Raw genomic sequence first — 25,423 nt, 5'->3', positions numbered from 1 at the left:
GTGGAAGAGATCTCCGTCATCACCGCCGTGCACCATCCCTTGCGGCGTCGCATCTACGACTACTTGCTCCTGTACGGCACGTCGCAGGTCACCGCGATCGCACGGGCGCTCGACAGTCAGGTGGGCAGCGTCAGCCACCATCTGCGGATGCTCGAGCGAGCCGGCATCGTCGAACGGGCCGAGGATCCGACGGGCGATCGGCGCACGAGCTGGTGGGCGCTCGCCCGCCGGGGCCTGAGCTGGTCGGTGGAGGACTTCGCCGACCCCCCCGCCGATGCCCTGCTGGCCAGGGAGGCGCAGCGGCAGGGCATCCGCATGCAGATCGAGCGGCTCCAACGCTGGCATCGTCGCCGCGGAGATCCCGCGGTCGCCGCGTACGACGCCTCGAACACCGAGACGACGGCGTGGGCCTCCCCCGATGAGTTGCGCGACCTCTCCGATCGCGTGGTGGCGCTGATCCGGGAGTGGCAATCGTCGATCGATCTGGGCGACGGGCAGCAACGCATGCCCGTCTTCTTCTTCGCCCACGCCTTCCCCACGGAGCCGTGATGAGCGTCGGCGAACCCCTGCAGGTGATCGAGCCGCCCGCGTTCCGGCGCGACGTCCGGGTACATGCGTGGATCTGCGTCAAAGCGCTCTCCGACGCCGGCGACGCGCTGTGGAGCATCGCGCTCGCGTGGACGGCCGTGCAGATCGCCCCGCCCGCGATCGCCGGGCTCGTCGTCGCGGCCGGGACGGTGCCGCGAGCCCTCGTCCTCCTGCTCGGCGGCGTCGTGGCCGATCGTTCGGATCCACGGCGCGTCATGCTGCTCGTGACCGTGCTGCGCATCACTGTGCTGCTCGGCGTGACGGCGTGGGTGCTCGCGACGCCGCCATCCGTCCCGGTGCTGCTCCTCGCCGCCGTCGCCTTCGGACTGTGCGACGCCTTCTACGAACCATCGGCCGGCACGATCGCGCGCCAGCTCGTCCGCACGTCCGACCTCCCCGCCTACGGGGCGATCGCCCAGACCGCGACCCGGCTCGGCACGATGGCGGGAGCGGCAGCGGGCGGCGTGCTCGTCGCCATGGCGGGTCTCGGCGGGAGCGCGGCGGCCAACGCGCTGACCTTCGCCCTCGTCGCGAGTTTCATCGCTGTCTGGCTGCGCCCTCGGTTCCGCCTCGCACGCGCGCCCCGCGACTCGGCTCTGCGCGGGATCGCCCAGGGTTTCTCCCACCTGCGCGGGAACCCGCACACGCGCACGCTCGTCATCGCCCTGTCGGGGCTGAACCTCGCGGTGGGACCTGCCGTGGGGATCGGCATCGCACTGCGCGCACACGAGCAGGGATGGGGCGCGCAGTCCGTGGGGCTGCTCGAGGCACTGCTCGGGCTCGGCGCAGCCCTGGGTGCCGTCGCCGTCGCGAAGTGGCGCCCGCGGCACGAGGCGCGCGGCGGCTTCTGGGCCCTCATGGCGCAGGGGGCGTGCATCGTGTGCATGGGGATCGGCCCTCTGTGGAGCACCGCGGTCGCGGCCTTCGTCATCGGCTGCACCGCCGGTTTCGCCTCCGTGCTGCTCAGCGCCACGTTCTCGGCGACGGTGGACACGGCGTTCCTCGGGCGGATGGGATCGCTCACCCGGCTGGGAGACGACTGCCTCATGCCGCTGGCCATGGCTTGCTTCGGTGCCCTCGCGACGGCGACCCGACTCTGGGTGCCGTTCGCTCTCTTCGGAGCCGCGATGATGGCGCTGATGATCCTGCCGCTGCGGGCACCCGTGTTCCGGACGATGACACTTCGCACAGATGCTTATGTGAACTCCGCAGGGGCCGCCGATCCCGACCGCATCGCTCCCGCGGCGCGGATAGAGTCATCCGCATGAGCAGAGTCGCCATCGGTTCGACGCAGCGGTCCCTCCCCGCTGGACGCGACCTCACCCTCGACCTCACGCGCGTCGCCTGCGTCATCCTCGTGGTGTTCGTCCACATCCTCTTCACCGGCGTCGGCCGTTCCGACGACGGGTCGTTGCTCATCGAACGAACCGTCGAACAGCAACCGTGGTTCACGGCCGCCTCCTGGATCGCGAACATCATGCCGCTGTTCTTCGTCGTCGGAGGGTACGCGGCCAGGGCAGGATGGCGCTCGGCAGCGACCAGGGGCGACTCGGCCGACACATTCATCCGGGTCCGGCTCGCCCGCCTCGCTCGGCCGGCCGTGCCGCTGCTCGTCTTCTTCACCGCGGCGCTCGGCATCGCCCGTGCACTGCACGTCGACCGAGAGCTCGTCGACACGGTCGCGATCGGCGTCGGATCTCCGCTGTGGTTCCTCGCGGCCTACATGATCGTGCAAGCGGCGGCCCCCGCCATGATCCGGATGCATCAGCGGTTCGGGGCCATGGTTCTCGCCGCCCTGCTCGTTGCGGCCCTCGCCGTCGACGCCTTCCGATTCCTCGTGGTCGGCGGGCTCCTCGGCGTCGAGCCCCTGCCGCCGACGGGCTACGGTGTCGGGCAAGAACTGTTCGGCATCCCGAACATCGTCTTCGTGTGGCTCTTCGCTCAGCAGGTCGGCTTCTTCCTCTTCGACGGCTGGTTCGCCCGCCGCAGCCGGTGGCAGCTGCTTTCGATGGTGACCGTGGGCTACGCCGCCCTGTGGGCGCTGGTCTCCGCCGGCGGATATTCGTGGAGCATGCTCGGCAACCAGTGGCCGCCCACCGCACCGATGGCTGTGCTCGCGGTCGTGCAAGCCTCGGCGCTGACCCTGCTGCACCGCCCCCTCACAGCGCTCATGCGGACCCGCGTCGCACAGGGGCTGGTGTACGTCGTCGGCTCGCGTCTGATGACGGTCTACCTGTGGCACCTCCCGCTGATCATGGTGCTCACAGGCGTCGAGCTCGTGCTGCCCGTGCCCATGCCCGCGCCCGGTGGCGCGACCTGGTGGTGGACGCGTCCGCTGTTCCTCATCGCCGTCCTCGGCGCCGTATGGGTGCTGTCGCTGTGGCTCGGCCGGTACGAACAGGCGCCGCCACCCGGTCCTGCGAGGTTCCCTCAGCGCATCGCGACCGCGGGCGCAGTGCTCTTGTTCGTCATGCCGTTCATCGCGATCACGGCATACGGTCTGGACTTCCCGCTGGCGGCGGTCGCTCTCGCATGCACGCTCGCTGCTCTCTTCCTGACTGCGGCACGTCGTCCCTGGCGATGAGGTCTCGACGGACAGACGAACCGAGGGGACTCAGGCGAGACGACCCCTCGGAGAACGACGAAGGCCCCCGGATGATCCGGGGGCCTTCGTCTGTTGTGTGACCCCAGCGGGATTCGAACCCGCGTTACCGCCGTGAGAGGGCGGCGTACTAGGCCGCTATACGATGGGGCCGTCTGGCGGAGCTTTCCGTTCCGCGACAACTGTTCAAGTATGCCATGGCGGATCTCGCCCGACCAAATCGGCGCCCGCCCGCCGCGAATCCCGGGCGTGGCGCTCCCCTGCGACAGCCGGGGTTTGCCTCCTGCGGCAGAGAGGAGTTGACTCGTCTCATGCGCGTCACGAAGTTCGAACATGCCTGCCTCCGCATCGATGAGAACGGCGAGACCCTGCTCATCGATCCCGGGTCGTTCACGACCCCGGTCGACGACCTCGGCCGCCTCGTCGCCGTCGTCCTCACGCACGAGCATCCGGACCACTGGACTCCGGAGCATCTCGACAGGATTCTTCGGATGGTCCCGGATGTGCCCATCTACGCGCCATCGGGCGTCGCACGCGCAGCCGAAGGGTACGACATCACCGTGGTCACCCCCGGTGACATCGTGCAGGTCGGCACCTTCACGATGCGCTTCTTCGGCGGTACGCACGCGGTCATCCACACCTCAATCCCCCTGGTCGAGAACGTCGGCGTGCTCGTGAACGACGAGCTCTATTACCCCGGCGACTCCTACGCCGTCCCCGAGGGCGTCGATGTCGGCACGCTGGCGGCCCCCATCGGCGCGCCGTGGTTGAAGATCGGCGAGGCCATGGACTTCGTGCTCGCCGTCGCACCGCGCCGCGCTTTCGGCACGCACGACATGACCCTCTCTGTCGCGGGGAAGACCATGCACCGCCAGCGTCTGCAGTGGGCCACCGAGCAGCACGGCGGCGAGTTCTTCGCGCTCGACCCCGGCGACGCGCTCGACCTCTGACATGGCGGACGCTCCGGCCGCCGAACGCACCCTCGACGAGGACGGCGTTCGGCGGCTTCTTCGCCGGTGGGCACCACGGCTCGCCGAGCTGTCGCTCACGCACGTCGGCGACGGCTGGGACAACGCCATCTGGCGACTGGGCGACGACCTTTCCGTGAGGATTCCGCGTCGACAGGCGGCCGCACCCCTCATCGAGCACGAACAGCGTGCCCTGCCGATCCTGGCGCCCCTGCTCCGCCCCGCGGACGTCGAGGTGCCCGCCCCCGTGGTCGCCGGCCTCCCGAGCGACGAGTTCCCCTGGCCATGGTCGGTCACGCCATGGTTCCACGGCTCGACGGCCCTCGCCTGCGCAACCGCCGAGAATCGTGCGTGGGCCGCCGCTCTCGCACACGCCCTGGTTCACCTGCACGTGACCGCGCCGGACGATGCGCCGCGCAACCCGGTGCGCGGGGTCCCGCTCGCGCTCAGGGACGCCGCGCAGCGGTCTCGCCTGACCGGCCTCGGTGCCCCTCCACACCTGCAGGAGGCGTGGGACGCGGGTCTCGCCGTGCCGCCGACCTCCGAGGGCGTATGGATCCATGGCGATCTGCACCCAGGCAACATCGTCGTGTGCGACGGTCGCCTGCGAGCGCTCGTCGACTTCGGCGACGTCACGCGCGGCGATCCGGCCTACGACCTGGCCTCGGCGTGGATGCTCTTCGATGCGGACGGGCGATCCGAGTTCCGCGCTGCGACCGGCGACCGATACGACGAACACACCTGGACCCGCGCCAGGGCGTGGGCGTCGTACATCGCCACGACGCTGCTCACCCTGAGCGACGACCGGCCCGAGTACCGCGCGGCCGGCGACCGCACGTCAGCGCATCTCGCGGAGGGCTGACCGCCCTCGGCCGCGACGGTCCTCCGGCGCGCTCAGTTCTGCGCCGCTCGGACACGCAGGTCACGGGCGAGGTGATCGCGCTGTTCGACGACGATCCGCCGAAGAGCCGCAGGAGCGCTTTCGTTCTCCGCGAGCCACTTGTCGACCTGCGCGACGGAATCCGACGCGGGGAACAACCCGACGACCAGCCGCTGCGCCAGCTCGATGCTGCGCGTCTGCCAGGCCTCGAGGATGCGCCGGAAGTACTCCCCGTCGAACTCGGCGATGAGGTCTCGCCGCCCGCCGGCGCGGAAGCCGCCGATCTCCGCATCAAGATGATCGTTGCTGAGCGTCAGATCGTTCCACGCGGCGTCCCAGGCCGCGGCGCGAACGTCACGGTCGGGGCGCGAGGCCAGGGCGCGCCGGGCCGCGGTCCGTCCAGAGCCCGTGTCGTCGCGCTCGAGCTCCGCGGTGACATCGAGCGCGGACGCATGCCCGGTCGACACGAGAGCCGTCAGCAGCTGCCACCGCAGGTCCGGGTCGACGACGAGGCCCTCGGGCGCCCTGCCCTCGAGGAGAGAGCGCACCTCCTCATGGCGCACGTCATCGAACGCCGAGGCCGTGGCGAGGGCACGCGCCCAGGAGAGCTGCGCATCGCTTCCCGGGTCGGCGCCGTTCAGCGCGTGCCAGGTCGTCTCGGCCCAGGCCCGCTGCTCGGCCTCGCGACGCGCGTCAGCCACGTAGTGCCGGAGCGCGAAGGCGGCGTTCGGCAGCACGCCGGAGAGCAGCCCGATATTCGCCTCGCGAGGAGCGTGCCGCCGAACGATCGCGAGGTAGCGCGTCGCATCGAGCTCGCCGTCGCGCGTGGCATTCCACAGCGACGACCACACGAGGGCGCGCGCGAGCTCATCGTCGATGTCCGACAGCGACTCCTCGACCGTGGTGAGCGAACGGTCATCCAGACGCGTCTTGGCGTACGTGAGGTCGTCGTCGTTCACGAGAACCAGGTCGGCGTCGTCGAGCGTGATGGGAGTGCGCTCGTCGGAGATGTCGAGGGAGATCTGATCGCGCCGCACGATCCGCTGCCCGTCGCGCCGGTAGAGCCCGATGCGCAGCCGATGCGGTCGCGGGTCGGTCTGGTGCAGCATCCACTCCCCTGCCTCGGCGTCATGGACGAGCGAGAGCGTGGAGACACCGGTCGTCTCCAACCATGACCGCGACCACGCGGTCATGTCCCGGCCCGACACATCGCTGAGCTGAACGAGGAAGTCCTCGAGCGTCGTATTGCCGAAGGCGTTCGCGGCGAAGTACCGTCGCGCTCCCTCGAAGAACGCCTCGTCGCCGACGAACGCGACCAGCTGCTTGAGCACGGCCGCTCCCTTAGCGTAGGTGATGCCGTCGAAGTTCAGTTTCGCTGCCTCGAGGTCGACGATGTCCGCGACGATCGGATGGGTCGTCGGCAACTGGTCCTGCTGGTAGGCCCAGGCCTTGCGGCTCGCGGCGAACTTGACCCACGCGTCGCGGAACCGCGTCGCTGCGGCCGACGCGTGCGCCCCCATGTAATCGGCGAAGGACTCCTTGAGCCACAGATCGTCCCACCACTTCATGGTGACGAGGTCGCCGAACCACATGTGCGCCATCTCGTGCAGGATCGTGTTGGCCCGGGCCGCGCGCTGCGCATCGGTGGCCGCGCCGCGCGACACATACGCCTCGGTGAACGTCACGAGACCGGGGTTCTCCATGGCGCCGAGGTTGTACTCCGGAACGAAGATCTGGTCGTACTTTCCCCAGGGATACGGGAACGCGAAGACCTCGTCGAAGAAGTCGAGACCCTGCCGCGTGATCTCGAGGATCTCCTCGGCTTCCAGATGCTGCGCGAGCGAGCGCCGCGCGAAGAGCCCCAGGTCGACGCTCTGCTCTCCGCGCTCCCAGCGTCCGTCGATGCGGACGTACGGACCCGCCGCGACCGAGGTGATGTAGCTGGAGATCGGGAGGGTGGGGGCGAACTCGACGCGCTGCACGCCGAGACCGCGATCGACGGCAGCGGGCACCTGGTTGGACAGGACCTCCCACCCCGCCGGCGCGTCGACGACGAACGTGTATGCGGCCTTGATGTCCGGCTGCTCGAAGCACGCCATGACGCGCCGTGAGTCCGCCGGCTCGTACTGCGTGTAGAGGTAGGTCTCGCCGTCGGCCGGATCGTGGAAGCGGTGGAGGCCCTCGCCCGATCGGCTGTAGGAGGCCGTCGCATGAACGGTCACGGTGTTGGCGGCGCCGAGTCCGCGGAGGACGACCCTGGCCCCGTCGTACTCCACGGGCACGTCCTGGCCGTTCAGCACGACGCGGTCGACCGATTCACCGATGAAGTCGAGCCAGGTCTCGGACGCCGTCGCGTCGAAGTCGAGCGTGGTCGTCGTCGGGAATCCCGTGCGGGCCCGTTCCGGTGCTCCGGTGAGGTCGAGTTCGACGCGGATGCTGCGAACGGAGACCGCCGCGGATCGCGCCGCGGTCTCCTCGCGAGTCAGGTTGGCGGTGTCCATGTCCCCATCCTTTCATCCGAGGTCGGCGGACCCACCTTGATGTTGCGGAATGCAACAGTCAGGCGTAGTGTTGCATTAAGCAACAGGAGGCGTGATGAGCAGAGAGCAGGACAGCGGGACGATCCTCCGCTCCCTCGTGGCGATCACACGCCGGGGCCTGGTCGATGCCCGGTTCGGTGATGCGCCGCTGTCGATCACTGACCAATCGATCGTGATGGCCATCGCCGAACAGCCCGGAATCCGCTCGATCGACATCGCTCGGATGTTCCGGCTCAACCGATCGACCGTCTCGCGGCAGCTCGCCGGGCTCATCGCGCTCGGGATCGTCTGCGACGCGCCATCGGATGCCGGGCGCGGGCGCCCTCTGGCGCTCACAGACGCCGGCCTCGAGGCGTATCGCGGCACGCTCGGAGCCCTGCGCCGCGTCATCACCGACCAGCTGGCGGAGTGGAGCGACGACGAAGTGTCGCGGTTCGCGCACGACCTGCAGAGATTCGAACGGGGACACGGCGAACGCTGACCCCGCAGAGCCCGACCCACAAGGTCACCAGAGAAGGAAGAGGAAATGAAGAACATCACGGTTCTCGGCACCGGCGTACTCGGATCGCAGATCGCGTTCCAGACGGCGTTCCACGGTTTCACGGTCACCGCCTACGACATCGACCAGCCGGCGCTCGACCGCGCGGCGGAGCGTTTCCGCGCTCTCGCCGCACGCTACGAGGCTGAGGGCGTCGACGGCGCAGCAGACGGCGGTGCAACAGCAGCGCTCGACCGCATCCGTCTCACCTCCGATCTCGCCGACGCGGTCGCCCAGGCGGATCTCGTGATCGAGGCGGTGCCGGAGAACCTCGAACTGAAGCAGGGGATCTACCGCACGCTGGCCGATGTCGCGCCGGCGAGCACGATCTTCGCGACGAACTCGTCGACACTGCTCCCGAGTGATCTCGCCGATGCGACGGGCCGCCCCGACCGCTTCCTCGCCCTGCACTTCGCCAACGAGATCTGGTCGCACAACACCGCGGAGGTCATGGGCACCCCCGCGACCGACCCCGCCGTGTACGCCGACGTCGTCGAGTTCGCTCGGCAGATCGGGATGGTCCCGATCGAGATCAAGAAGGAGAAGGCCGGGTACCTGCTGAACTCGCTGCTCGTGCCGTTCCTGCAGGCTGCCGGCGAGCTGCTCGTCAACGGCATCGCCGAGCCGGAGGCGATCGACGCCACCTGGCGTATCGGTACGGGGGCGCCGAAGGGTCCGTTCGAGATCTACGACATCGTGGGCCTGACCACGGCGTACAACATCTCGCTCATGGGCGACGAGACGCAGCAGCGGTTCGCCGCGCTCATCAAGGAGCAGTACATCGACAAGGGCAAGCTCGGCGTCGCGACGGGTGAGGGCTTCTACACCTACCCGCGGGAAAACTGATCCCACCGCTTCGCCTCGAGCACAGACCTGTTTCTGCCGAGGCCGGCCGTCCTAGGGGTGGCCGGCCTCGCGCGCGCAGTGCGGTGTCACACGGACTCCCGTGCGCGCCCACGGCGTCGCCCGCCTCTCGGCCGCGCCTTCCGGATCGTCCGCGCTTCGCGCCGGCGTTCTCGTGAGTCGTCCCTGCGCGAACGTCCGCCCGGCCTGGCGGGCCGCCGCTCTCCGGTGATCCCTCCCCGGAGAAGCCGTCGGATGGCGGTCTCGGGTGCCACGTCGAGCTCGAGAGTCCGGCCGCGCGCATACTGCCGGAACACGCGGGGGTCGATGTAGCTGCCCCTCGCCACCGCCGTCGTGTTCCCGAGTGCGGATGCCGTGGCCTGCACGGCGAGACGCTCGGCCCGGTCGCGCTCGGCCTGCGTGTCGAGCGGTCCGATGCGCGCGAGGGCGTCCGCGGCGAGGATCGTGCCGTGCAGGGTACGGAAGTCCTTCGCCGTGAACACTCCCCCGGTGACCTCGCGCAGATAGTCGTTCACCTCCGCCGGGGTGATCTTCACCCGGCGCCGCCCCCTCCGGTACGCCAGCAAGGGGGCTCGCGGGGAGCCGACTGCGAGTTCCGAGAGCGTCTCGGCCAGGCCGGCGTCCGTGATCTCGATCTCCGCGCGACGACCGCTCTTGGCCGGGAACGAGAGTGCGACCTCATCTCCGTCGATGCGGACATCGCGCCGGTGCAACGTGGTGAGCCCACGACTGCCGTGGCGCACCAGGTACCGTTCCGACCCGACGCGGAGCGCTGCGTCGTCAAGCAGCCGGAAGGCCGCCGCGAGCACGCGCTCGCGCGTCAACCCTTCGCTCCGCAGTCCCCGGGTGACGCGAGCACGGGCATGGGGCAACGCGGCCGCCAGGTCGAGTGCACGCGCGAACTTGCGGCGATCGCGGCCGGCGCGCCACAGCGGGTGGTAGAGGTACTGCCGGCGTCCCGCCTCATCCGTGCCCACGGCCTGGATGTGCGCGAGCGGGTCAGCCGCGATCCACACGTCGGTCCACGCGGGAGGGATGACGAGGTCGCGGATCCGCTCGCGGTCGGCACCAGCCACGGGGACGTTGTCCTGGTCGACATAGCGAAACCCGGAGCCGGAACGCATCCGGCGGTAACCGCGGTCCTTGCCGGGTACCACGCGTGCGAGGCGAGCCATTCTTTTCCCTTCCTGCCCGCGTCTGCGAGATCTCCCTCTGCTGCCTGAGCAGAACCGTGCGCCACCGCAGACCCTCCTCGCAGACTGCACCCATCTCCGTCGTCGAGCCAAGGGAGTAGCGGGATGACCGAGACGCATGCTAACGACCGCCCACCGCATAGACGTCGCATCGCTGATGTTCAACCCCCTCTGCTCCCGCTCGGAGCACACCTACCGTGGGCATCCCGAGATCACGAAGGAGAAGGAACATGAGCACGATCACAGCCGACATCGACGTGAACGTTCCGGTTCGCACTGCATATGAGCAGTGGACGCAGTTCGAATCGTTCCCGGAGTATTTGAGCAGCGTCGAGAAGGTGACCCAGCTCGACGACACCATGACCCATTGGGTCGTGAACGTCGCAGGTACGCGCCGGGAGTTCGACGCACGCATCGTCGATCAGGTGCCGGACGATCACATCAGCTGGCGCAGCGTCGACGAGCCGCGCCACGCCGGCCGCGTCTCCTTCGTGCCGGGCGACGAAGGCACTCATGTCGAGCTCAGCATGGAGTGGGAGCCCGAGGGCTTCGTCGAGAAGGCGGGTGCCACCCTGCACCTCGACGACATGGCCGTGAAGCGCGACCTTCAGCGGTTCAAGGAGTTCATCGAGTCCCGCCATGAGCCGACCGGGGCGTGGCGAGGAGAGGTGCACGGCGGCGTGACCGAGCCGTCGACGGGAGCGGCGGGCGACGCCGGCACATCCTCGGCGGCGAGGACCTCGACGGCATCCGGAACTCCCGGTCCGCGAAGCGATGATGTGCGGGGCGACGACCCCGACCTGCTGGTCTGACGGAGTGCGGGCCCCCTCGCGGGGCCCGCACTCCTGAGAAATGAGAAATGGTGCGCACCACGACAGAAGTGATCCACGATCACTTGAAGCGTCGACTCGAGGGAGATCTCGACGGTGATCTGTCCAACTACCACGCGGATGTCGTGCTGCTCACCGGCTCGGGCGTCTATCGCGGGCATGACGGAGTGCGGGCGTGCGCAGCCGAGCTCGAGCGGCTCGTCGGTCCTGCGGAGTTCGTGTTCTCGCAGACACTCATCGACGGTGACTTCGGTTATCTGGAGTGGGGTGCCCATGATGGAGATGTGAAGGTGTGCGACGGAGCCGACAGCTTCGTGGTTCGAGACGGACTCATCGCTCTCCAGACCGTGCACTACACCCCGCAGAAGACGGACTAGGACTCGGTTCGTCCGCGGACGACGGTCGATCCGTCTGCGACATCCTCCGCTGCCGTGACCTCGATCCCATTGGCGGATGCCGGTACGACGCGCTCGAGGATGATCGCGAGCACGCAGACGACCACCGCGCCCGCGATCATGACGGCCACGAAGCCCGTCGTGAGACCTTCGCCGAGCATGACCCCGGCCACGAGCGGACCGGTGATGGCCCCGCCCTGGAAGGCGGCGGCGTTGATGGCGTTGTAGCGACCGCGCGTGCGGTCGCTGGCGAGGTCGTTGCACATCGCCGGAACCGTGGGCTGCAGCATCGTCTCGCCGAAAGCGAAGACGCCCATGAAGGCGATGACCCCGATGGCGGCACCGAGCGTGTGCGGAAGGAGACCGGTGGCGCCGAGGACGAGCCACGAGCCCGCCCAGATCGCTGCCATGGCCTGCATGACGCGCGTGCGCCGACGTCCGCGGATGAGCCGCAGTACGGCGAACTGCAGCAGCACGATCACCGCGGTGTTCACGGCGAACGCGATGCCGACGACCTGGGTGGACACGCCCGACACCTGGCGCGCGAAGGCGGGGAACCCGGCCTCCATCTGGCCATAGCCGATGAACACCGAGAGAAAGGTCAGCACGGTGAGCCAGAGCACGGCGGGGCGACGCAGGATCTCCCGGTAGCCGATGTGCCGCTCGTCCGCGTCGGCGGCGTCGGGCTGCGCGTGCGTCCGCACACGGCGGAGCGGGCCGAGCAGGAGAGCCAGGGGCACAAGTGAGGAGGCCGCGTCGACGAGGAAGATGACGGTGAAGGTCACAGGATCGTCGACGTTCACGAAGAACCCCCCGATGACGCCGCCGATGCCGATCCCCAGGTTCACCAGGGCGAAATTGACCCCGAAGTACTGCTGACGGAGTTCGCCGGACACAACAGTGGCGATCAGTGCGTTGAAGCCGGGCCATGAGACTCCGAAGTTCACGCCGATGAGCACCACAGCGACGGTGGCGACCGCCGGGTGCGTCGCGAACGCCAGCAGGCTGCACCCGGCGATCATCGAGAGGAGTCCGGCGATCAGCACCCTCCGCGCTCCGAACCGGTCGATCAGAGTGCCGCCGGGGCCGGTCACCACGAGGCCAGTGACGGCGATGAGGCTCATGAGCGCACCGGACAGGCCGAGGTCGAACCCGCGGACCTCATGGAGGTAGATGATGGTGAACGGCAGTGTCATTCCACGACCGAGGGTTTGCACCACGACGGTCGACAGCAGCCACCGTCCTTCGGTGGGCAGTGCGTTCCAGAAGCTCCTGATGCCGATCACCGCATCATTCTTCCGGATGCCTCCGACATTGGCGGACGGCGAAGGTCAGGCCCGACGACCGGTGGCCTCGTCGGCGGAAGCCGCATCGTGGCAGGTAGGCTCATGCTCGGCGATCGCACCCGACAGGAGCGCTCCCGCGCCACGAGAGGATCGAGGTGAACATGACCGCGGATCGTCCCCGCCCTGTCGTCGTCACTTATGACGGCTTGCCCGTGTCGTCAGGCGGCGCGCATGCGATGAGGATCCGAGCACCGCGTGACGCATGGCGAGCAGTGACGTCGTTCGTTCGCGCGTGCGCGCGCACGAACGACACCGGCGTGTACGCGCTGCGTCTCCTGCGGGGCGGCCCCGCCGAGGTCACTGAACGGCTTCGCGACCTCGCGGCCTCGAGGCTGGGCGGGCCGCGCGCGCAGGACCGCATCGGCATCGAGTGGCGCGTTCGCGACGGGGCGGTCGATGACGTTCTCGACGTGCTCGCGACCGACGGCGCCGGAGCAGTGACGGAGCACGGCCAGCCACTCGCTTCACTGATATGGGACACGGATGCAGCCCTGCTCGATCCCGCCACCGGCGAACCGTACTCCGATATCACTGCGGAGGCCTTCGGCGGTTTCGCCGTCGACGGGTACGGGCGCAGGCTCGGCGTCTCGGGGATTCGCGCATCGATCGGCACCACGGCGTCGTCGTTGTCGCTCTGGCTCAACCTGCCTGCCGACGAGCGTCTGGGCCGCGCTGCCCACCACATCGAGGAGCACGTGCCGATCCGCCTGTCCACGAAACACTGGCGTCAGTGGCTCCCGACGAGGGACGGCTCCGGCTACCGGTCGGTGAAGATCACCTCTCCGCTCGCCGGCTGACGTCGCGTCCTCGGCGAGCGTGACGTCGCATGCCACAATCGGAGAGACGGCCGTGGAGCAATGGGAGGCAGCCGGTGGCGACGTACGAGCTCCTGCATCCGACAGCACTGGGCGAGTTCTCGATCACGATGCGCGGGGAAGACGACTTCGGCTGCAGACTCTTCGTCGACGACGCCTCGGCAGAGCTGACGGTGGACGCCGTCGACATCGACATCGACCTCGACGTGCGACGATTCGACAGAATCGCCCCCGACTACCTTCAGACGACCAAGGGCGTCCCCCTGTTCTCCGAGACGTTCGTGGCGGTGATGCCCGCCGCGTTCGCCGATGATGTGACGGTCGTGCCCGCGTCACTGCATCTGCGCGGAGGCGACCGGACGTTCCTCGCGGGCAGGATCGAACGAACCCTGGAACTCATCGACACCGAGAACTCCGCCTTCTCCGATATCCGCGGCATCGCCATCCTCACCCGTCCGGCCTTCGCCCCGCTCACCGAGAAGTACATGCTGGCGCGGGACGTCCGCTTTCGCACGTACATGTTCGCCTCGGAGGATTTGATCACGCACGCGCAGCGAGCCGGACTGGCGGTGGAGTTCCTTCCCTACTGAAACCTCCGTCTGACCCGGGGGTTCCGGTTGGCTGGGGCGCCTCGGAACGAACGCTACACGAGGGCGTTCCACGCGCCCGAGCGGCGTCCTGATCAGAGCGACGCACTCGCCGGGGCTGTGGATAACGCTGACGGTGTGTTCGCTGATGTCGCTACCGTGACGGCGTGACTCCCGTACGACGCACCGCCGCATCGGCTGTGGCACTCCCGCCCCTCGCCCACCCCACCGCCGAGAGCACCCCTCGTGGCCGGCGCGGTGCGTTCGTTCGGGGGCGCGGGCGATCCGCCGTGTCGACAGCGATCGCCCTCGGTGCCGTGGCTCTCGCAGGTTGCGCCTCTGGTCCGGCGCCCTCTCGCACACCGACCGCGGCTTTCGCCAGCGCCGACGAGGCCTACGCCGCTGCGGAGAAGGTCTACCGGGCGTACAACGACGCGCTCAACGATGAGCGGGCCGGAGGAACAAGCAACTCCCGGACCTATCTCGTCGGACTGGCTCTTGAAAGCGACACGAACACGAGCAGGCTGCTCACCGAGAACGGCCTGAAGATCGTCGGAGAAGGCGCGGTCGTGAGGTTCTCCGGCGAGTCTGCGGATCTTCGATCAGATGACGGACGGGTCCGAGCGTCCGTGTGTCTCGACGTGAGCTCAACCAGGGTCATCAATGATGCGGGCGAAGACGTGACTCCGCCCACGCGCGTCAACCTCGTGCCGCTCGACGTCATCTTCGTTGCTTCAGACGACGGGCTTCTCATCTCGGAATCGAACTCTCTCGAGGAGGAAGAATGTTGATCGCTGCGCTCATCGTCAGCGCAATGTCTGCTCTCTCATCGCCTCACGTTCCACCTATGACGGCCGCCACATACGACGCGAAGGCAGCAGCAGCTGGGATCTGCGGAGCAGACGGTGGGTCGACGCTCACCCTCACCGCATCGCGCACCCAGCCACTGAACTCTGAGACCCCCACCAGCCCGGCGCCTTCGGCTCCGGACCGCGAGAACCCGACGAACCCGAACCCCGCCCCCGCGCCCGAAACGAAGCCCCTCGCAGAATGCCCCGAATGGAGCGACACCAACCGCCAGTGCTTCGCCACCACCCCAGCACCCACACCCGACCCCACACCCCCCACCCCCACCGCATCCGCGATCACCACCACCGACCTCGCCCAATTCGCCCCCGAACCCCCCACCCTCACCACCGAACCCGCCACCGCCGGCATCGCCGGCACCCCCACCAACTTCCTCACCACCGCCACACCCCACACCCGCACCGGCACCCTCTTCCACCACCCCCTCACCATCCACTTCACCCCCACCCACTACACCTACGACTACGGCGACACCACCACCCTCACCCTCACCACCCCCGCCCGCACCTGGAACGACCTCACCCAACCCGACTTCACCCCCACCCCCACCAGCCACACCTACACACACCGCGGCACCTACACCACCACCGTCACCACCCACTGGACCGCCACCATCGACCTCGGCACCGGCCCCACCCCCATCCCCGGAGAACTCACCACCACCAGCCCACCCCACACCCTCACCATCTACGAAGCCCACACCGCCCTCGTCACCCACACCTGCACCGAACAACCCACCGCCCCCGGCTGCTAACCCACCCCCAGGCACCCACGACCGAAACCGGAACGGCGCGACTTCTTGCCGCCCGAGCGAAGGGACGCGCAGTGACAAGCGCATCATCGGCGGACGCGTGATCTTCCGGTGATCACGGCGGCGGTTGCCAGGCTCTTGCCTCAGGTGCCGTTCCTGCACCGGACACCCTGGGGTCGTATATTGCAGGGCATGACGACAGCATCCGAAGAAGCCGCCTCGGGATGACGAGGCGGACCTGGGAGTCGCCGCTGGCACCTTCTTCTTCGCCGTCTGGGCTGTGCTGATACTTGCCGCGATCATCCTCGCCGTCGTCCGAGCGCGCGAAGCCGAGGGTGAAGAACGGCGATCCCTCCGCGCCATGGCTGCGGTCGTGCCGCTCGTCAGCATCGCCCTGATCCTCGTCGTCACGCCCATCGTGCTCGGCCAGGGCGGGGCGCAGCTGAACCCGCCGGACGAGGTGGGGCGGTGACGAGGAGCGCGCCGCGACCCGTTGATGTGCGACTCAGGGCGCCGTCGGCCGCGGGCGGATCGCTACCGAGATCTTGCCGTCGATGACCGCGGTCGCGTGGCGCAACGGCTCTCGACTGCCCTGCACCTCGGATCGATACCACCGAATGCAAGAAAACCCCCGATAAACGGGGGTTTTTCTCTTGCTGGGGTACCTGGACTCGAACCAAGAACAACTGAACCAGAATCAGCCGTGTTGCCAATTACACCATACCCCAAGGGCGAAACCGCGGCCTCGCACCGAGATTCAACTTTACCCGACGCCCCCGTGTGCGCCAAATGCAGCGCGCCGCCCGCGCGTGGCGCAGGGGCCCGAACGTGTCACGCCTCGACCACGGTCCCCGACTGCGGTGTCGTGATCCACGGCTCCAGGTCGAAGCCCTGGTCGCGAGCGGTTCGCAAGAAGTCCTCCGCCACCGCCGGGTCGATGCGCGGCTCGCGGGCGAGCAGCCACAGATAGCGATGGTCCGGAGTTCCGACGAGAGCGTGCCGGTAGTCGGCATCGACGCGCAGCACCCAGTAGTCGGCCCTCGTGAACGGCAGCCAGCGCAGCTTCTCCGGCAGGAAGGACACACGCAGCCGCCCGGGATGCTCCTCGTCCGGCACGGCTTCGCCGACGACCCGCTGCGGTTTGCCGTCCTTGTCGAGACACCGGTTGTCGACCGTGACGGTGCCGTCCTCCGCGAGCGTGTACTCCGCGGTCACGTCCCGCGCCTCGTCGTCCTCGTACCGCAACGGAAGCCGTCCCTGCTCGAACCAGAGTCCGAGATATCGATTGAGCTCCAATGCCGGCACAGACCGGACCACCTGATCGTCCATCGCTCCTCCTCCGTCGTGACGCACAGCCCCTCTTCCATCGTGAGGCACACGCTACGCCGGCCTGCCCGCCGGGTCGACCGGGTTGCCCAGACGAACGGGATGTGCAACGACCAAGCCGACAACACGGTCATCCAGGTCCCGCCGAGCCATACGCACAGGGAGGCGCGCCGTCACGGCACGCCTCCCTGTGCGCAGCGTTGGTCAGCGGCTCAGGAACTCCGCCAGCGCGCGAAGCCGGCGCAGCGACTCGTCCTTGCCGAGCAGCTCCATCGACTCGAAAAGCGGCGGAGACACCCGGCGCCCGGTGATCGCCACACGCGGCGGGCCGTAAGCGACTCGCGGCTTCAGACCCAGGTCCTCGACGAGAGCCTTGGCGAGTGCATCCTGAACGGCCTGCGGAGTGAACTCGGCGACGGGCTCCAGTGCGGCGACGCACGCATCCAGCACCTCGGCGGCGTTCGCGGGCAGCCCCTTGAGCGCGTCCTCGTCGTACGACACCTCATCGGTGAAGAGGAATCCGAGCATGCCAGGGGCCTCGCCCAGGAGCTGCACCCGCTCCTGGATCAGCGGTGCGGCACGGAACGCCAGCACCAGCTGCTCGTGCGTCGGCTCGTCGAACAGGCCGGCGGCAGCCAGATACGGCACGATCCGCTCGGCGAAGTCCTTCTCGTCGAGCATCCGGATGTGGTCGCCGTTGATCGACTCAGCCTTCTTCTGGTCGAAGCGCGCGGGATTCGGGTTCACGTTCACGATGTCGAACGCCTCCGTGAACTCCTCCAGAGAGAACACGTCGCGGTCGGGACCGATCGACCAGCCGAGCAGCGCGAGGTAGTTCAGCAGCCCCTCGTGAATGAAGCCGCGCTCGCGGTGCAGGAACAGGTCTGCCTGCGGGTCCCGCTTGGAGAGCTTCTTGTTCCCCGTCTCCCCCAGCACGAGAGGCATGTGCGCGAAGCGCGGCACGAACGTAGTCACGCCCGCGTCGATGAGCGCCGCATACAACGCGAGCTGCCGCGCTGTCGACGGCATGAGGTCCTCGCCTCGCAGCACATGCGTGATGCCCATGAGCGCGTCGTCGACCGGGTTGACGAACGTGTACAGCGGAACGCCGTTCGGGCGCACCACCACGAAGTCCGGGAAGGAGCCGGCAGGGAACGTCACCTCGCCGCGGATGAGGTCGACGTAGGTGAGATCTTCGTCGGGCACTCGCAGGCGCAGCGCAGGCTGCCGGCCCTCTGCACGGAACGCGGCCTTCTGCTCCTCGGTGAGGTCGCGGTCGTAGTTGTCATAGCCGAGCTGCTTGGCCCGCCCGTTCGCCTCGTTGCGCGCGTCGATCTCCTCGGCCGTCGAATAGCTCTCGTAGAGCGCGCCGGTCGCGACGAGCTTGTCGATAACCTCGCGGTAGATGTCGTGACGCTCGGACTGGCGGTACGGCGCGTGCGGGCCACCCACCTCGACGCCCTCGTCCCAGTCGATCTTCAGCCAGGTGAGCGCGTCGACCAGCTGGCGGAAGCTCTCCTCGCTGTCACGGGCGGCGTCGGTGTCCTCGATGCGGAACACGAGCTTGCCGCCGGTGTGCCGGGCGTACGCCCAGTTGTAGAGGGCGGTGCGGACCATGCCGACGTGCGGCAGACCGGTGGGCGACGGGCAGAAGCGGACGCGGACGTCTGCGCCGCTCGCGGTCGTGGTGAGGGGGTGCGGGGTAGCCATATCCCTTCAATCCTACGGCTCGGCGGATGCCGTCACCGTCCGGTGCCGTGCGTCAGCCGGCCTCCGCGGCGCGCGCCCGCGCGAGCGGAGACAGCACCACGATCGCCACCACGACGACGGATGCCGCGACCCCGAGTCCGGCGTACTGGAAGTTCGACAGGATCACGCCGGCCAGCACGGCGCCCGCTGCGGCGCACAGGCTCATCAGCGAGTCGCTGCGGCCCTGGCGACGCGTGCGGAGTTCCGGTGCGCTGGACTCCGTGAGGAGCGCGGCACCGGCGACGGTCGCCGCGCTCCAGCCGAGGCCGAGCAGGATCAACGCGACCATCACGCCCCACGCCTGGTCGTTCGCCAACACCGCGAACACGAGCGCTCCGCCGAGCAGCGCCTGCCCGAGCAGGATCACCCGCAACCGGCCCCAGCGGTCGGCGAGGATGCCGAACACGGGCGACAGCGCATACATGCCTCCCACGTGCAGGGCGATCGTGATCCCGACGAGCGCCGAGACGTCGGCCGGCGTGGTGTCCATGCCGTGCATGGTGTGCGCCATGTGCGAAAGATGCACGGGCGTCATCGCCATGACCGACGCCATCACGACGTGCGAACCCGCGATGGCGAAGATCGCATAGCGCGCCACGACGGGCTTGTCCTCGCGCACGACGCCGGTGACCGCCGCGGCGGCCGTGGCCAGTCGCTGTGCGGCGAGCAGAGGGTCGGGGCGCAGCGCGATGAGATAGAGGATCAGCGCGGCGCACTGCGCCACGAAGGAGAACGCGTACGACCCGGTCTGCGGCGGCATCCCGATCGCATGGCCGACGAACTCGCCGGGTCCCAGCAGCAGAGGCCCCGCGACTCCTCCGATCGTCGTCGACCACACCACGATCGACAGGTCGCGGCCTCGATGCTGGGGCGACGCGAGATCCGTGGCGGCGAAGCGGGACTGGAGGTTGCCGGCGTTCCCCGCTCCGATCGTCAGGGTTCCGAGCAGCAGGAGCGGGAAGATGCGCAGCGACACCGCGAGCACGACGATCGCGATGCCGACGAGAGCGAACACGTTGCCGAGAGTCAGCGCGCGACGGCGTCCGAACCGCGCCGCCATGCGCGCCAGCGGGATCGAGCACAGCGCAGGCCCCAACGTCACCGACGCGGTCGCGAGACCCGACAGGCCGTCGTTGCCGGAGATGTCCGCGGCGAGCAGCGCGCCGAGCGACACCGTGGCGCCGAACGCGATGCCTCCGAGCACCTGACCGAGCGACAGCACCGCCACGGTGCGCCGCTGGACGGCGGTCTGCTGTTCGAGGGTGAGCGCGGTCACTACGCCGGCTGCGCGTCGCGCACGGTGTTGCGCAGGATGCCGAGACCCGAGATCTCGACCTCGACCACGTCTCCCGCGTCGAAGGTGCCGACGCCGGCGGGGGTGCCGGTGAGGATCACGTCGCCGGGAAGCAGGGTGAACACTGCCGAGGCGTACTCGATGATCGACGCGACCGAGTGGATCATGTCGGTCAGCGGCGCGTGCTGACGCACCTCGCCGTTGACGCGCGTCTCGATGGTCGCGGTCGACGGATCGAAGTCGGTCTCGATGACCGGACCGAGCGGACAGAAGGTGTCGAAGCCCTTGGCGCGTGACCACTGACCGTCCTTGCGCTGCAGGTCGCGCGCGGTCACGTCGTTCGCCACCGTGTAGCCGAGCACGTAGTTCGCCGCGTCTGCCGCCTTCACGTTCTTGGCGATCTTGCCGATCACCACGGCGAGCTCGCCCTCGTACTCGGTGCGCTCCGAGAGCGTCGGGCGCACGATGACGTCTCCCGGCCCGATCACCGCCGTGTTCGGCTTGAGGAACAGGAGCGGCTCCTCGGGCGCCACTCCCCCCATCTCGGCGGCGTGGTCGTGGTAGTTCTTGCCCACGCACACGACCTTCGACCGCGGGATCACCGGAGCGAGCAGCACGGCGTCCGCGAGCGGCACGCGTGCGCCGGTCGTCTCGTATCCGGCGAACATCGGGTCGCCTGCGAGCACGACCAGATCGGTCTCGTCGACGATCCCGTACATGATGGCGTCTTCGTGGCTGAATCGGGCGATCTTCACCCGTCCAGCCTAGTCAGCCGCGCGGCGCCCCGCTCAGGCGTCGAGGCGCACGAGCCAGCCGTGCCGGTCCTCGCGGCGGCCGTACTGGATGTCGGTGAGTTCCTCGCGTAGCGAGAGCGCGAGCTCTCCCAGGGGCTGCGGCTCGTCGAAGCCCTCGCCGACGAGCGCGCCGATCGGCGTGACCACGGCTGCCGTGCCGCACGCGAACACCTCGACGATGTCGCCCGAGGCGACGCCCTGACGCCACTCGTCGATGGAGATCTTGCGCTTCTCGACCGTGTACCCCCGGTCGGCCGCGAGCTGCAGCAGCGAATCCCGGGTGATGCCCTCGAGGATGCTGTCGGACTCGGGCGTCACGACACGCCCGTCCTTGAACACGAACACGATGTTCATGCCGCCGAGCTCCTCCACGTCGCGGTCCTCGTTGAGGAAGACGACCTGGTCACAGCCCTTCGCGTAGGCCTCGGACTGCGGCAGCAGGCTCGACGCGTAGTTGCCACCGGTCTTCGCCTTGCCGGTGCCTCCCCGTCCGGCGCGCGCGTACTCCTCCGACAGCCAGATCCGGACGGGCTTCACCCCACCCGCGAAGTACGCGCCGGCGGGGCTGGCGATCACGTAGTAGGCGACCTTCTGCGCCGCGCGGACGCCGAGGAAGGCCTCCTTCGCGAACATGAACGGTCGCAGGTACAGGCTCTGGTCCGCTCCAGACGGGACCCACCGTCCGTCGACCGCGATGAGCTCACGGAGCGACTGGATGAAGTACTCCGTCGGCAGCTCCGGCAGGGCCAGGCGCCGTGCGCTCGCCTGCATGCGCGCGGCATTGCGGTCGGGACGGAACGTGTGGATCGAGCCGTCCGCGTGGCGGTACGCCTTGATGCCTTCGAAGATCTCCTGTGCGTAGTGGAGCACGGATGCCGCGGGGTCGAGTGGGATCGGCCCGTACGGCTGTACGCGCGGACGGTGCCAGCCGCCCTTGGCCGACCAGCAGATGTCGACCATGTGGTCCGTGAAGACCGTGCCGAAACCAGGGTTCTCCAGGACCTCGGCGACCCGCGCGGGCGTGGCCGCGTTCAGGTTCTTCGTCACCGCGAACTCCAGCGGAGCCACGGTCGCCTCGGCGTCGATCGTCGTCATGTCGTCATCCGTTCCTCGTGGGTGGGCGCATCCTCGCGCCGTCTCAGCCTACGCCTGTCGTTCAGAGGCGTGCAGCGATGGCGGAGCCGATCTCCGCCGTGGTGCGCGTACCCTCGCGGGACGCGATATCGGCCTCGACGGCGGCCGTCACACGGCCGGCTTCCGCCGTCAGCCCGAGATGGTCGAGCAGCAGGGCCACCGACAGGATCGCGGCGGTCGGGTCGGCCTTCTGCTGACCGGCGATGTCGGGGGCCGAGCCGTGCACGGGCTCGAACATCGACGGGAAGGCGCCATCAGGGTTGATGTTGCCCGATGCCGCGAGGCCGATGCCTCCGGTCACCGCCCCCGCAAGGTCGGTGAGGATGTCGCCGAAGAGGTTGTCGGTCACGATCACGTCGAAGCGCGACGGGTCCGTGACCAGGAAGATGGTGGCGGCGTCGACGTGCAGGTAGTCGACGGCGACGTCCGGGTGCTCGGCCGCGACCTCGTCGACGATGCGCTTCCAGATCGCGCCGGCGTGCACGAGCACGTTCGTCTTGTGCACGAGCGTGAGCTTCTTGCGGCGGCGCTCGGCAAGGTCGAAGGCGTAGCGGACGACGCGCCCCACTCCGAAGGCGGAGTTCACGCTGGTCTCATTGGCCACCTCGTGCGGAGTGCCGACGCGGATCGCTCCCCCGTTGCCCACGTACGGACCCTCGGTGCCCTCGCGCACGACGACGAAGTCGACCTCCCCCGGGTTCGCGAGCGGGCTCGTCGCGCCCGTGAACAGCTTTGAGGGACGCAGATTGACGTAATGGTCGAGCGTGAAGCGCAGCTTGAGCAGCAGACCGCGCTCGATGTTGGCATCCTTCAGGCGCGGATCTCCGGGCTGTCCGCCCACCGCGCCGAGGAGGATGGCGTCGTGCTGGGCGATCGCGGCGAGATCGTCGTCGGTGAGCGTGTCGCCGGTGTCGAGGTACCGGGCCGCCCCCAGTGAGAACGGAGTCTTCTCGAACGTCACGTCGCTGTCCGCCGTGACCGCGTCGAGGACCTTCTCCGCCTCGGCGATGACCTCGGGACCGATGCCGTCACCCGGGATGACGGCCAGCTTCACGACACGCGACATGGCACTCCTTGCATGGGGATGGACCGGCGCCGCTCGGCGGGACGCCGGTCCATCCAGCGTAGTGGTCAGTGACTCGGGGACGTGCGCAGTGTGACGGCGGCGATCGCTCCGGCCACGACCACGAGGGCCGCGCCGATCATGGACGTCACCATGACGCCCGACCCGAAGGCGGCGGCCGCCGCCTCCCAGAGCGCGTCGCCCTGGCGGGCCGGCAGCTCGGCGGCCGCCGTGTAGGCGCCGGCGAGCGTCTCACGTGCCGTCGCCGCCACCCCGTCGGGGAGGCCGGGCGGCAGCACCAGAGCGCCGCGGTAGAACGCCGTGATGATCCCCCCGAGGATGGCGGTTCCGAGCACAGCGCCCAGCTCGTACGCCGTCTCGGACACGGCGCTGGCGGCGCCCGCCTTCTCCGCAGGAGCGCTGGAGAGGATCAACTCGTTCGAGATGGTCTCCGCCGCGCCGATTCCGATGCCCAGCACGACGAACGCGAGGATGAGCGGCACGACGCCGTGGTCCGAGGTCGTGAACGCCACGAGCAGGTACCCCGCCACCGAGAACACGAGCGCACCGGGGATGAGCAGGCTCGGTCGCACGCGCCGAGACACCGGCACCACCAAGAGGCCGGAGACGATCATCGCTGCCATGCCCGGAACCAGCGCGAACCCCGCTTCCATGGGTGAGAGTCCGAGCACCAGTTGCACATGCTGCGACACGAAGTAGAGGAAGCCCACGAGCGCGACGACACTCAGGAGGTTCACCAGGATCGCCCCGGAGAACGACCCCAGACGGAACAACGCCATGTCGAGCATCGGGATCTCCGCCCGCAGCTGACGCCGCACGAAGAGCACCCCCATCACGACGCCGAGGGCGGCCCATCCGCCGGCGGTCCACGTCGGTCCGTCGACGGCGAGCGACTTGATCGCGTAGACCGCGGGGATCATCGCCGCCATCGACAACAGGATGCTCAGCGGGTCGATCCGGCCGGGGTTCGGATCGCGGCTCTCCGGCACGACCAGCGGCGCGAAGACGAGCAGCGGGATGAGCACGGGAACGGCGACGAGGAAGACCGATCCCCACGCGAAGTGCTCGAGCAGGAACCCGCCGACGATGGGACCGAGCGCGGACCCCGCGGAGAACGCGGACGCCCAGATCGCGATCGCGAGACGCCGCTGGTCGCGGTTCTGGAAGATCGATCGCAACAACGACAGCGTCGACGGCATGAGCATCGCACCGAAGAAGCCCAGCAGAGCGCGCGCCGCGATCAGCATGGCCGCCGTGGGCGCGAAGGCTGCCAGAGCGGAGACCGCGGCGAAGCCGGATGCGCCGATGAGCAGCAGCCTCCGCCTGCCGAACCGATCGCCCAGCGTGCCCATGGTGACCAGCAGCCCCGCGAGCACCAGCGGATACACGTCGATGATCCACAGCTGCTCCGCGCCAGAGGGCGCAAGCGCGATGGAGATCTCCGGCAGCGCGAAGCTCAGCACGGTGTTGTCCACCGACACGAGCAAGACGGGGAGCATCAGGACGACGAGCGCCGCCCATCCGCGGATGCCGACGCGCGCGGCATCCGTCTCGATCGTGGGAATCGACGCTGTGCGCGTCATGAGGCACCTCTCCTGGGTCGATTGAGGCACGGTTACTAAACCGTCCGGCTGGTATAGTAACAGACATGGCCCGACCTCCCCATGCCCGCGAAAAGGTCCTCGACGCGTTCGAGGCGATCGTCATCGCCGACGGTGAGCGCGCGGCGACCCTCGATGCCACCGCCAGAGCGGCGGGAGTCTCGAAGGGCGGGCTGCTCTATCACTTCGGCTCGAAGGATGAGCTCGAAACCGGTTTCCTCGTGCGCTTGGAGGCGCTCACTGCGGCCGATCTCGAACGAATGGCGACGGCGGACGAAGGACCGGTCGCCTACTACCTGCGGACCTCCGTGATGGAGGATGAGGCACTCGATCGCGCACTCATCGCCGCGTCACGCCTTGCGCAGGGAGGCTCGACCGCCGCCGCCGAGACGCTGAGACGCATGAGGGGGCTGTGGAAGGACGCGATCCGTCCGCATGTGCGCGACACGGCGAGCCTCGATCTGATCATGCTGCTCGGTGACGGGCTCTACTTCAACAATTCCCTCGACGTGCACGGGGCGGAGCATCTGGTTCCCACGGGCCGAGACCTGGATGCGCTCATCGAGCTCGTGCTGCAGGCGACGGCACGCGACGAGGACTCACAGACGCCCCCGAGCGAGTCATGACGCGCGGGGGGGGCGGGGGTGGACTCCCCCGCCCTCCTCGCCTGTGGTGCC

25 protein-coding genes and 2 tRNA genes are annotated in these 25,423 nt (G+C 68.7%); 15 read left to right on the top strand and 12 right to left on the bottom strand.

The genetic code is table 11. The annotated features are described in order from the left end of the window. Genes AB663_RS11420 through AB663_RS11410 form a run of 3 tightly spaced genes read left to right on the top strand, consistent with a single transcriptional unit; the run spans nucleotide 1 to nucleotide 3,172 of the window. On the top strand, nucleotides 1–549 hold the full coding sequence (locus AB663_RS11420; protein ID WP_067199052.1) for a helix-turn-helix domain-containing protein: 549 nt from the start codon (nucleotides 1–3) through the stop codon (nucleotides 547–549). Then, the gene (locus AB663_RS11415) at nucleotides 549–1,856 is read left to right on the top strand and encodes an MFS transporter (protein WP_232304533.1); all 1,308 of its coding nucleotides are present in this window, start codon (nucleotides 549–551) and stop codon (nucleotides 1,854–1,856) included. The genes AB663_RS11420 and AB663_RS11415 overlap by 1 nt, the downstream gene beginning before the upstream one ends. Next, nucleotides 1,853–3,172 (top strand): acyltransferase family protein, encoded by a 1,320-nt coding sequence (locus AB663_RS11410; RefSeq protein ID WP_067199050.1) that lies wholly within the window; start codon nucleotides 1,853–1,855, stop codon nucleotides 3,170–3,172. Before AB663_RS11415 ends, AB663_RS11410 begins: the two co-directional genes overlap by 4 nt. Before the next feature lie 98 nt (nucleotides 3,173–3,270). On the opposite strand, the gene AB663_RS11405 is transcribed toward AB663_RS11410, so the two are convergent. After that, nucleotides 3,271–3,343: transfer RNA gene (locus AB663_RS11405), tRNA-Glu, on the bottom strand. A gap of 158 nt (nucleotides 3,344–3,501) precedes the next feature. Here AB663_RS11405 and AB663_RS11400 point away from each other — a divergent pair. Continuing rightward, on the top strand, nucleotides 3,502–4,140 hold the full coding sequence (locus tag AB663_RS11400; RefSeq protein WP_067199047.1) for an MBL fold metallo-hydrolase: 639 nt from the start codon (nucleotides 3,502–3,504) through the stop codon (nucleotides 4,138–4,140). A gap of 1 nt (nucleotide 4,141) precedes the next feature. Then, the gene (locus tag AB663_RS11395) at nucleotides 4,142–5,020 is read left to right on the top strand and encodes an aminoglycoside phosphotransferase family protein (protein WP_067199045.1); all 879 of its coding nucleotides are present in this window, start codon (nucleotides 4,142–4,144) and stop codon (nucleotides 5,018–5,020) included. 32 nt (nucleotides 5,021–5,052) lie between these two features. Here AB663_RS11395 and pepN read toward each other — a convergent pair whose 3' ends face one another. After that, entirely contained in the window at nucleotides 5,053–7,539 is a 2,487-nt protein-coding gene (gene pepN, locus AB663_RS11390) for an aminopeptidase N (RefSeq protein WP_067199043.1), read from the bottom strand. Between the two features lie 94 nt (nucleotides 7,540–7,633). On the opposite strand from pepN, the gene AB663_RS11385 reads away from it, so the two are divergent. Continuing rightward, complete coding sequence (locus AB663_RS11385) at nucleotides 7,634–8,059, top strand: MarR family winged helix-turn-helix transcriptional regulator (protein WP_067199041.1); 426 nt, start codon at nucleotides 7,634–7,636, stop codon at nucleotides 8,057–8,059. 45 nt (nucleotides 8,060–8,104) lie between these two features. After that, nucleotides 8,105–8,962: a 3-hydroxyacyl-CoA dehydrogenase gene (locus AB663_RS11380; RefSeq protein ID WP_067199039.1), complete on the top strand. Its 858-nt coding sequence runs from the start codon at nucleotides 8,105–8,107 to the stop codon at nucleotides 8,960–8,962. 86 nt (nucleotides 8,963–9,048) lie between these two features. Here the strand turns inward: AB663_RS11380 and AB663_RS11375 are convergent, their stop codons facing one another. After that, complete coding sequence (locus tag AB663_RS11375) at nucleotides 9,049–10,155, bottom strand: DNA topoisomerase IB (protein WP_083511220.1); 1,107 nt, start codon at nucleotides 10,153–10,155, stop codon at nucleotides 9,049–9,051. Between the two features lie 248 nt (nucleotides 10,156–10,403). Between AB663_RS11375 and AB663_RS11370 the strand changes: the two genes are divergently transcribed. Beyond that, nucleotides 10,404–10,985, top strand: a complete 582-nt coding sequence (locus AB663_RS11370; RefSeq protein ID WP_083511219.1) for an SRPBCC family protein — start codon at nucleotides 10,404–10,406, stop codon at nucleotides 10,983–10,985. A 47-nt stretch (nucleotides 10,986–11,032) separates the two neighbouring features. Continuing rightward, nucleotides 11,033–11,380 carry a nuclear transport factor 2 family protein gene (locus tag AB663_RS11365; RefSeq protein WP_067199036.1) on the top strand — a complete coding sequence of 116 codons (348 nt, stop codon included), beginning with the start codon at nucleotides 11,033–11,035 and terminating at the stop codon, nucleotides 11,378–11,380. On the opposite strand, the gene AB663_RS11360 is transcribed toward AB663_RS11365, so the two are convergent. Continuing rightward, nucleotides 11,377–12,684 (bottom strand): MFS transporter, encoded by a 1,308-nt coding sequence (locus AB663_RS11360; RefSeq protein ID WP_232304532.1) that lies wholly within the window; start codon nucleotides 12,682–12,684, stop codon nucleotides 11,377–11,379. The genes AB663_RS11365 and AB663_RS11360 overlap by 4 nt on opposite strands. A 272-nt stretch (nucleotides 12,685–12,956) precedes the next feature. Here AB663_RS11360 and AB663_RS11355 point away from each other — a divergent pair, with 272 nt between their 5' ends. The 5 genes from AB663_RS11355 (at nucleotide 12,957) to AB663_RS11335 (ending at nucleotide 16,236) form a co-directional block, all read left to right on the top strand. Continuing rightward, the gene (locus AB663_RS11355; protein WP_232304531.1) at nucleotides 12,957–13,541 is read left to right on the top strand and encodes a hypothetical protein; all 585 of its coding nucleotides are present in this window, start codon (nucleotides 12,957–12,959) and stop codon (nucleotides 13,539–13,541) included. A gap of 74 nt (nucleotides 13,542–13,615) precedes the next feature. Continuing rightward, nucleotides 13,616–14,149 carry a hypothetical protein gene (locus AB663_RS11350; RefSeq protein WP_067199029.1) on the top strand — a complete coding sequence of 178 codons (534 nt, stop codon included), beginning with the start codon at nucleotides 13,616–13,618 and terminating at the stop codon, nucleotides 14,147–14,149. A gap of 164 nt (nucleotides 14,150–14,313) precedes the next feature. Continuing rightward, entirely contained in the window at nucleotides 14,314–14,937 is a 624-nt protein-coding gene (locus AB663_RS11345; protein WP_157541049.1) for a hypothetical protein, read from the top strand. 56 nt (nucleotides 14,938–14,993) lie between these two features. Continuing rightward, nucleotides 14,994–15,767: a hypothetical protein gene (locus tag AB663_RS17195; RefSeq protein WP_067199025.1), complete on the top strand. Its 774-nt coding sequence runs from the start codon at nucleotides 14,994–14,996 to the stop codon at nucleotides 15,765–15,767. Between the two features lie 277 nt (nucleotides 15,768–16,044). Then, nucleotides 16,045–16,236: a hypothetical protein gene (locus AB663_RS11335; RefSeq protein ID WP_067199023.1), complete on the top strand. Its 192-nt coding sequence runs from the start codon at nucleotides 16,045–16,047 to the stop codon at nucleotides 16,234–16,236. A gap of 184 nt (nucleotides 16,237–16,420) precedes the next feature. On the opposite strand, the gene AB663_RS11330 is transcribed toward AB663_RS11335, so the two are convergent. The 8 genes from AB663_RS11330 to AB663_RS11295 all read right to left on the bottom strand — a co-directional run bounded on the left by AB663_RS11330 (nucleotide 16,421) and on the right by AB663_RS11295 (nucleotide 24,728). Next, nucleotides 16,421–16,492, bottom strand: a tRNA-Gln gene (locus AB663_RS11330). A gap of 103 nt (nucleotides 16,493–16,595) precedes the next feature. Further along, nucleotides 16,596–17,093, bottom strand: coding sequence for a lipocalin family protein (locus tag AB663_RS11325; protein ID WP_067199021.1), 498 nt, complete (start codon nucleotides 17,091–17,093; stop codon nucleotides 16,596–16,598). A gap of 201 nt (nucleotides 17,094–17,294) precedes the next feature. Then, entirely contained in the window at nucleotides 17,295–18,800 is a 1,506-nt protein-coding gene (gene gltX / locus AB663_RS11320; RefSeq protein WP_067199019.1) for a glutamate--tRNA ligase, read from the bottom strand. Between the two features lie 52 nt (nucleotides 18,801–18,852). Beyond that, a complete protein-coding gene (locus tag AB663_RS11315) occupies nucleotides 18,853–20,115 on the bottom strand; it encodes an MFS transporter (protein WP_067199017.1) in 1,263 nt (420 codons plus the stop codon). Next, nucleotides 20,115–20,888 carry a fumarylacetoacetate hydrolase family protein gene (locus tag AB663_RS11310; protein ID WP_067199015.1) on the bottom strand — a complete coding sequence of 258 codons (774 nt, stop codon included), beginning with the start codon at nucleotides 20,886–20,888 and terminating at the stop codon, nucleotides 20,115–20,117. The genes AB663_RS11315 and AB663_RS11310 overlap by 1 nt, the downstream gene beginning before the upstream one ends. Before the next feature lie 33 nt (nucleotides 20,889–20,921). Next, entirely contained in the window at nucleotides 20,922–22,022 is a 1,101-nt protein-coding gene (locus tag AB663_RS11305) for a branched-chain amino acid aminotransferase (protein ID WP_067199013.1), read from the bottom strand. Between the two features lie 61 nt (nucleotides 22,023–22,083). After that, a complete protein-coding gene (locus AB663_RS11300) occupies nucleotides 22,084–23,127 on the bottom strand; it encodes a 3-isopropylmalate dehydrogenase (protein ID WP_067199011.1) in 1,044 nt (347 codons plus the stop codon). Nucleotides 23,128–23,192: 65 nt separating this feature from the next. Then, a complete protein-coding gene (locus tag AB663_RS11295) occupies nucleotides 23,193–24,728 on the bottom strand; it encodes an MFS transporter (RefSeq protein ID WP_067199009.1) in 1,536 nt (511 codons plus the stop codon). 65 nt (nucleotides 24,729–24,793) lie between these two features. Here AB663_RS11295 and AB663_RS11290 point away from each other — a divergent pair, with 65 nt between their 5' ends. Further along, entirely contained in the window at nucleotides 24,794–25,372 is a 579-nt protein-coding gene (locus AB663_RS11290; protein WP_067199007.1) for a TetR/AcrR family transcriptional regulator, read from the top strand. Nucleotides 25,373–25,423 lie beyond the last annotated feature (51 nt).

The organism is Microbacterium sp. XT11, from assembly GCF_001513675.1.
GTDB lineage: Bacteria > Actinomycetota > Actinomycetes > Actinomycetales > Microbacteriaceae > Microbacterium.
This window is presented reverse-complemented; position numbering and strand designations above follow the sequence as displayed.